Genomic DNA, 8,750 nt, shown 5'->3' on the forward strand with positions numbered 1-8,750 from the left:
CGCGAGGGTCAGGGTGACGCTGAGGCGCCGCTTGGACGGAGCAGGGCGGATGGACTACCCCGCAGCGCGGATGGACTCGCGGAGGACCTCGGTCATGCGGCGCAGCTCGTCCGGCGTGGAGATGAACGGCGGGCCCATGGCGAGGATGTCGCCCGTGAAGCGGAACAGCACGCCCCGCTTGAGCGCCTCCTCGAACACCTTGAGGGCGCGCAGGCCAGGCTTGCCCTCGATGGGCGCCAGCTCCACCGCCGCCGCCAGCTGGCAGTTGCGGATGTCGATGACGTTGGGCTCGCCCTTCAGCGAATGCGCCGCGTCCTCCAGCACCGGCACCAGGGACTTCACGCGCTCGTTGATGCCCTCGGTGGCCAGGATGTCCAGCGTGGCGTGCGCGGCGGCCACCGCCAGCGGGTGCCCCGAGTACGTGTACCCGTGGAAGAACTCCACCGCGTGCTCCGGGCCCGTCATCAGCGTGTCGTACAGGTCCTTGCGGGCGATGACGCCGCCCATGGGCACCGTGCCGTTGTTCACGCCCTTGGCGAAGGTGATCATGTCGGGCGTCACGCCGAAGTGCTGCGCCGCGAAGTGGGTGCCCATGCGGCCAAAGCCGGTGATCACCTCGTCGAAGATGAGCAGGATGCCGTTCTTGGTGCAGATCTCCCGCAGCCGCTCCAGGTAGCCCTTGGGCGGGACGATGACGCCGGTGGAGCCCTGCATGGGCTCGACGATGACGGCGGCGATGGTGGAGGCGTCATGCAGGGCGATGAGCCGCTCCAGCTCGTTGGCCAGGTGCGCGCCCCAGGTGGGCTCGCCCTTGGTGAAGGCCATCTCCTTGGGGTTGTACGTGTGGGGCAGGTGGTCCACGCCCGTCAGCATGGCCGAGGCGTACATCTTCCGGTTGGCCACCATGCCGCCCACGGAGATGCCGCCAAAGCCCACGCCGTGGTAGCCGCGCTCGCGGCCGATGAAGCGGGTGCGGCTCGCCTCACCCTTGGTGCGGTGGTAGGCCAGGGCCATCTTCATCGAGGTGTCCACCGCCTCGGAGCCCGAGTTCACGAAGAACACCTGGCCCATGCCCGCTGGCGCCATGCCGACGATGCGCTCGGCCAGCTTGAAGGTGGGGCCGTAGCCCATCTGGAACGCGGGGCTGTAGTCCACGCTGTCCAGCTGCTGCTTGACGGCCTCGACAATCTTGGGGTGGCGGTGGCCCAGCCCGCAGCACCACAGGCCGGACAGGGCGTCGAAGAGCTTCTCGCCCTCGGTGGTCCAGTAGTAGGCGCCCTCGGCCTTGGCCAGCATGCGGCGCGAGTGGTGCTGCTTGAAGTAGCGGTTGTGGGTGAACGGCATCCAATACGCCGCCAACTCCCGATCGTTCGGCTCGAGGCTTCCCATGGCACTCTCCGGCTTGGACTGTCCCCCCTCCCTATCGCATCCCTGGGAAGTGGGACAGTCCTCGGTGCACCCAGGAGAGGCGCAGGACGCAGGAGGGGCGAGAGAGCAGCCGGGGCCCAGGGCTCGCCGCTGGCGCCTACGCGGGGGGAGGGGCGGAAGCCGTCAGCCCCTCGAAGTGGCCCTTGAGGCGTCCCGCGAAGCGGTCTGCCGCCTCGGGCGGGAGCTGGGAGCACGTCTGCAGGTGGAGGCTGCCGTCGAGCACGTAGCAGTAGACGGCGAGGGCCGGGATGTCCTGCAGCACCTTGACGCTCCGCATCTTGAAGCGCCCGAGGTTGGAGTCGAGAACGCCCAGGTTGACGATGAAGAGGCGGCCCGGCGCGGTGAACATCTCCCACACCCCGGGGATCCAGAGCAGCTTGGCTACCGCTCCAAAGCCGTCCGCCATCTTGTTGTAGTGCGCGGGCTCCATGCCCGCGTAGGTCCGCTTGTCGACATAGGCCTGGTGTTCCTGGTGGAAGTGGCGGGCCAGCTCCCAGAAGCCGGTCGCCGGGCCGACGTCCAGCACGAACTTCGGATAGGTGGCGTAGTACCCCAGCGTGTCAGTCGGGAGGTTGAGCAGCGGCCGTGCGTCGAACGAGCCCACGAGCATCAAGCGGTGGGGCTTGGGGGCCGGGCAGAAGAGCTCCCGCGCGGTGAGGCACAGCGCCGCCGACAGGGCTCCGGTCACCGAGCTCTGCTGGCGGGCCGCGGTGCCCAGCACCTGGCGCGTCGCGTCTCGGCCCATCGTCACCATGCGGGACGCGCCTGCCACCGAGATCTCCTGATCCCGCTTCTTCTGGGCTCCGAACGGCGCCTTGAACTTGTTCACCCGGAAGACCTCCAGGGGGGAGAGGACCTCCTGGCCGGTCTTGGCGACACCCTCCTCGGGGTGAAGGGCTACCGGAGCCAGGCCTCTCGCCGGTAGCTGGGAGAACAGGTCCTCGCGCGCGGCCGGGAGCGGCTGGGGCTTGACGTCCACAGGCGCCCCGGTCAGCAGCCGCTCGTAGATGTCGAACAGATCGCGCACCAGCATCACGAAGGCGTGAACCTCGAGGTAGCAGTGCCAGATGATGGGGATGACTTGGTAGGCCTCGGGCTCGCCCTTCGAGCGGATGAAGAGGATCTTCTTCTGCCCGGGGTCGCGCAGGTGGCGAGCGACGAGCTGCTCCAGCGGCTCCGTTCCCATCTCGGGGAGGAACACGAGCTCCAGCTGGCGGCCCGGCTGGTACTCCAGGAAGAACTCGCCGCGCTTCTTCTCGACGATGGAGGCACCCAGATAGGGGTAGCGCTTCTCCAGCAGCGCGGCCGCCTGCCGCATCCGCTCCGGATCGATGGAGCCCTCGATGTCCATCACGGGGTTGATGTGCAGGAGCCCCCGGCGGTTGGCCTGATAGACCAGGGACTCGAAGGCACCCAGGCGCCGCTGCACGGTCGCGCTCCAGGAGGCCAGCAGCGCGCCGTTCAGGAGCGGAGGGGCTTCCTGGCGGGTGGGCACGTCACCCTGGGGCTCGGTGGGCGCCTGCGCGATCGCCTGGGCGATCTTCTCGATCGTGTTGTGCTGGACCAGGAAGTTCGGGTCCAGCTTGAGCTGGAACTCTGTCTCCAGCTCCCGGAGGAGCGTGATGAACAAGATGGAGTCCAGCCCCAGGCTCCACAGGGTCGCCGTGGCGGGCAGCGGGCCCTCGGCCGACACGCTGATCCCCTGGACGATCTTCGAGACACGCTCGACGACGCCGGTGCGAGGACGGGCGCGCGGGGCGGGAGCCGCCGCTCCGGGCGTGACGCCGTCCCGAGGAGCCTTCTGGGCCTCCCGGTTCTTCAGGCGGAGCTTGTCCACCTTGAAGGTGCCCGTCATCGGCATCTCGTCGATGAACTCCACCTCGACAGGGACCTTGTAGCCCGCCAGGTGTCCCCGGCAGAAAGCCGTCACCTCTCGCGGGGACAGGGAGTGTCCTGACCGGAGGCGGATGACCGCCTTGACCACCTCTCCCGCCGTGGGGTTTGGGATGCCGTAGACTGCGGCCTGCTGCACCGCCGGATGGAGCGCGAGGACACGCTCGACCTCGCTCGGGTACACGTTCTCCCCGTACGAGATGATCATGTCCTTCTTGCGGCCCGCGATGGTCAGGTAGCCGTCGGGCCGGATCGTCGCGAGGTCTCCTGTCTTGAACCAGCCATCCTGGAAGGACTCCCGGGTCGCGGGGCCGTCATTGAAGTAGCCGTTGAAGACCGTCAGGCCGCGGATCCACACCTCCCCTGGCGTCTGGTTGTCGCGAGGCACGTCCGCGCCCCGGTCATCGACGATGCGCACCTCCATGAGCTTGAACGGCCGGCCGGAGGTGGCGATCAGCTCGAACTGCTCGGCGCGGGTGCGCTGGCGGTGTTCCTCTGAGAGGAGCGACATGGAGATCTTTCCGCAGCACTCCGTCATGCCGTAGGACATGAAGATCTCGCAGCCGAAGAGCTGGATGAGCTTGTCCACCGAGGCGGCGTCGAGGGCCGAGCCTCCGCAGGAGAGGATCCGCAGCCGGCTGAAGTCGTGCGTTCCCACATCGGGGCTGTGGATGAGGAAGTGGGCCGCGGCCGCGGCGAGGTTCGTGCAGGTGATGCGCTCGCTGGCGAGCAGCCGCAAGAAGTGGGTGGGGTCCGGCTCCGAGACGATGACGTGCTGTCCACCCAGCCACGTCAGTGCGTAGATCGCGAAGGCATCCACCACATGGTACATGGGCGAGAAGTGCCCCCAGACATCCTCGCCGGTGATGCGCATCTCCTCGGCGGTCGCGATGGCGTGGTGGAACACCTGGCGATGGGAGAGGAGCACGCCCTTGGGGAAGCCCGTCGTGCCGCTCGTGTAATAGAGCTGGAACGCATCGAACTCGGTTCCCCGGTTCGGGACGAAGGGAGCGGCTGAACCGGCGAGGGCCTCCTCGTAGCCGCGCGAAGTGGCGAGCTTCGAGGCCTGCTCGGGGAGCGTCTGGCGCTCCGGGCCGCTGTCGACCCACAGGACGCCGCTGAGGTTCAGCCCTCCGAGCCCCACGGCTTCTGACAGGGTCTGCGCGAAGTCCGCCGAGGTGATGATCCAGCTCACGCCCGACTGCTGGAAGATGTGGTGCACCTCTCTCGCGGTGAGCCTCACGTTGACGTTCAGCACGACGGCTCGCAGCCCGGACGCAGCGAAGTGCGTCTCGATGACCTCCGAGCGGTTGCGGAGCATCACCCCCACGACCTTGCCGGGGCCCACGCCTTGCTCGCGGAGGAACTGCGCGAGCCGCGACGCCCGGGCATGCAGCTCGCCATAGGTGTGCTGCCGGGCGCCGTCCCGGATCGCCACACGCTCCGCGAAGTGCTCCTTCGCACGCTCGATGACGGCCCACATGTCCGCGGGCGGTCCCTCGATGGAAGGGAGCTGAGGAGTCTTTCTGGGCACGGGGACTGCCGCCGACGTGAGCGCCCCTCGGAAGAAGTATGACTTCTTCTCGGGATCGACGAGGCACTCGATGAGCGTGCTCTGCCCCGCCTCCCAGGCGGCACGCGCGGCCTGAACGCACGGGGCCAGCTCCTCGGGGGTGGACACCGAGGCGAAGCGCAGGCCCGGGTGCCGGTCCTTGAACGCGCTCAGATCGAACTCGGCGAGCTGGGTGCAGACCTCCGGCCGGTTCGTCGCCCGTTGAATGTCGCCGATCATTCCCAGGCGGCGGTCCCGGAGCACGACGGTGATGATGGCCGGGGCGCCGGGCTCGCCCAGCAGGCCCTTGAGCCCCGTCATCAGGAACGCGCCATCGCCTACGAACGACACCACGGGTACCGACGGATGCGACCAGGCGGCGCCAATCGCGGCGGGGACCGAGTACCCCATGCTGTTGTAGTCCGCAGGGCAGAGGAACCGGTCCGGCGCGGTGAGCCGGAGCGCCTCGATCGCGTGAATCGTCCCATTGCCCGAGTCCGCGCAGAAGATCGTCTCGGGAGGCAGCTGTGCCTGGACCGTGCGGACGAGCTCATAGGGGTCCAGCCCGCTCCCATGCTGCTTCCGGCTGCGGAGGTCCTCTTCCACCCAGGCGTGGGCCGCCCGGAGCCGCTCCACGAGGCCATCCGCACGGCGCGGGAAGTCACCGCGGTAATGCCTGTCGAGGTGCTTCAGCAAGGCCTGGAGGAAGGCCTTGGCATCCGCAGTGATACCGATCGCGGCCGCCGCCTTGTTGGGGACCGCCGGGTCGATGTCCACGTGGAAGCAGTACGCCGGGAAGCGGGCACGGTAATGAGCACTTCCCAGCTCACTGAGCCGTGCTCCGAGGATGAGCGCGCCGTCGCACTCCTCCGCGAGGGTCTTCATGGGGGGAGGGGACAGGGGACCGAAGCCGCTCCACAACCACAAGGGGTCCGTCTCGGGGAACACGCCCTTGCCGGAGAGCGTCGAGGCGACGACGGCGCCTGTCCGGTGAGCCAGCTCCACGAGCTCGGCGGAGCCCTCGCGTGCGCCGCGTCCCACGAAGATCACGGGCTGCTTCGCGCGGATGAACATCTGCGCCACGGCATCCAGCGCGGCCTCCGTGGGAGTGGCGGCTGGAGCCTCGGGTTGGACCTTCAAGGCGACAGCGGACGCAGCGGTGGACTCCGCCGTGAAGGTGGCCGGGCACACGAGACAGACAGGGCCCGGAGCCGAGGCCGTGCTGCGCTGGACCGCTTCCTTCAGGGCGCCCGCCAGCTCCTCGGCCGAGGCGATGACTGTCACCGACTTCGACAGGTGTCTCAGGGAGCCCAGCCACGGCTCGGGAGGAGAGGAGGCCACGATCAGGACGACGAGGGGAACCTGGTCGAGGTGGGCCTCACCGACTCCCGACAGGACCGAGGAGAGCGCCCACTCTTCCGGGAGGATGAGGGCAGCGGGCTGCTTGGAGGAGCGTGAGGCTCCGTCCGCGACAAATCCCAGGTTCTGGTCATGGCGCACGGCCTTGACCGGCACTCCGTCCGAGGACAGGGCCGCGGCCGCGGCCTGCAGCCGTCCGTCCCCGGCGATGAACACGGAGCCAAGCCCGCTGCCCTGGACGCCTTGCTTGAGGGCTGAGAGCCACGAGGCACTGAGGGCGATGGGGCTGGGAGCCACCACCCGGGGCGCGGCCTGCTCGACCTCGCAGATGACGACCTCGGGAGTGCGCATCGTCTCCACGAGCTCCCGAGCCAGAGAGGCATCGTCCTGGGCTCGTAGGAGCCGGACGCGGGTCAGCTTCGCGATGAGCTCGACGGTGCCCTCTGGAGCGGAGCCGCGCTCGACCCGAATCACGAGGGGGAGGCGCCGCTCGGCCGCCAGGGTGAGTTCGGGCGCGAAGGCCATGAGCGAGTCGGCATCCGTGAGCGCGATCGCAAGCTGCTGCGAGAACGCGGCGCCCAACGCCAGTGCCACCGCGCCTCGGCGAGAGGGGACGCCCTGGTGGTTCACATCGCTGACGGCGTAGAGCCCACTGCGGCTCACGGCAGCCGCACACGTCTCCAGCGCGCGGGCCAGCTCCGGAGTGAGGTCGGCGTTCTTCCACTCGGGAGTCTTCGCGGAGGGGCTCACGGCCCGTGGGGCGCCGCGGAAGACCGATGGACGCCGGAGCAGGTGCATGGGCACCTCGAGCGCACACGGACCGGGCTCGCCGCCCAGCGCTGTCTCCACGAGCCGTGCCACGACTTCGTGCACATCATCGGTCTCGGTCAGGCGGTGGGTCGCCTTGCAGAGCGGCGCGAGGACGCCCAGGTTGTCCACATCATGCAGTTGGTACGAGCGGCCCTCGTCCCGCGCGCAGCCCGTCGTGAGGACGAGGAGCGGCGTCCGGGTGCGAGACGCGAACTCGATGCCCGGCAGTGCGTGGGTGATGCCGGGGCCGCCGATGACGTTGACGCAGCCGAGCTGGCCGCTGCTCTGGTACTGCCCTGCGGCGAGGTACGCCGCGCTCGCCTCGTTGGCGATGAGCACGGGCTCCAGCACGCCGCGCCCGAGCATCTCGTACAGGCGCAGGTTCTGGACTCCCGGAATCCCAAAGCAGCGAGTGATTCCCGCGGCCCGGAGTGCCATTCCGAGGAGCTGGGTGGTGTCGTAGGTCTCGTTGGGCTGGGGCTGCTCGAACAGCTCACTTTGTATCCGCATGCTTCGCCTCGCATCTCCCATGCTTCCCGCCATGCCGGGAGAGATAACCATGTCCCGTCAGGGGACCTCTTGTCGTGCGAACCCACGGAAGACCCCGGTGGGTCTCCCCTGCTCATCCCACGAGACCACGTGAAGGGTCTGCCGGCCGTCCCGGGTACCCTTCCTTCGGGCGAAGACCTGCACCGGTCCTCGGGGGACAGCGTAGAGATCCGCGGCCTCGATCTCCAGGGGCAGCAAGGTCCTCGCGCAGGACATCACTCCCTTCACCAGGCGATGGGCCCGCCCCGGAAGTCGAGGAAGGTTCCGCTGTCCTGAAGGGTGAGCCGGTCGATGAGGCCGATGAGGCCCGCGGCGGACTCGGCCACGGGTGTCGGAGCCTCCGAGCCGCCCATGTCGGTCTGCACCCAGCCGGGGCTGAGCACCACGGCGATGAGTCCCTCGGCGCGCAGGTCCTGCGCCAGCGAGCGTGTCGCCATGTTCAGCGCGGCCTTGGACATGCGGTAGCCATAGCTGCCGCCGGAGGTGTTATCGGCGATGGAGCCCAGCCCTGAGGTGATGTTGGCGATCTTCGCACCTGCGGAGCGGCGGAGCATGGGCAGCAGGGCGGAGGTGACGCGCAGCGCGCCGAGCGCGTTCACCTGGAAGGTCCGGGCGGCGTCATCCAGATCGAGCGCTTCGAGGCTGTCGGGCCGGCTTCTCACGCCCGCGTTGTTGATGAGCACATCGATGGGCTCGGAGACGGTGGACGCGAACGTGCGGACACTGGCCTCCAGAGACACATCGCAGGCGTGGAGTTGGAGCCGGCCGCCCGAGGGAGCCAGGAGGGCCGCGAGCTCGCGGGCGCGTCCGGGTGTCCGGGCACCGGCGTAAACGGAGTCACCGCGGGCGAGGTACTGACGGGTCAGCTCCAGTCCAATGCCGCGGTTGGCTCCAGTGATGACGATCTTCATGGCGGCGATCTTACTGATGCCCTGGAGGTAGAGGTGCCCAAAGTGCTCACGCTGGCTCGCCCCCTCGTCCTCCATGCTCACCATGCGAGCGAGTGCAAAATACTTCGCCACCTTCGCGTCATGGACGCTTCAGGGAGCGCTGCGGAATGACACTGGGAGACGGACGGCACGGCGGCGATGAAGGGCAACGATCCGGATGCATGCGCGCTCACGTACCCCCGCGTCCCTGAAAGGTTCCCAGAATTGAA

General features: G+C 68.5%; 3 protein-coding genes. All 3 read right to left on the reverse strand.

Annotated features, from left to right (window positions below; genetic code table 11):
- Positions 1–54: 54 nt before the first annotated feature.
- Positions 55–1,389 (reverse strand): omega-aminotransferase AptA, encoded by a 1,335-nt coding sequence (gene aptA, locus DB31_RS06050; protein WP_044183502.1) that lies wholly within the window; start codon positions 1,387–1,389, stop codon positions 55–57.
- Positions 1,390–1,525: 136 nt separating this feature from the next.
- Positions 1,526–7,552: an AMP-binding protein gene (locus DB31_RS06055; RefSeq protein WP_044183504.1), complete on the reverse strand. Its 6,027-nt coding sequence runs from the start codon at positions 7,550–7,552 to the stop codon at positions 1,526–1,528.
- A 263-nt stretch (positions 7,553–7,815) separates the two neighbouring features.
- Positions 7,816–8,613 (reverse strand): SDR family oxidoreductase, encoded by a 798-nt coding sequence (locus DB31_RS06065; RefSeq protein WP_240486550.1) that lies wholly within the window; start codon positions 8,611–8,613, stop codon positions 7,816–7,818.
- Positions 8,614–8,750 lie beyond the last annotated feature (137 nt).

Source organism: Hyalangium minutum, from assembly GCF_000737315.1.
Classification (GTDB): domain Bacteria; phylum Myxococcota; class Myxococcia; order Myxococcales; family Myxococcaceae; genus Hyalangium; species Hyalangium minutum.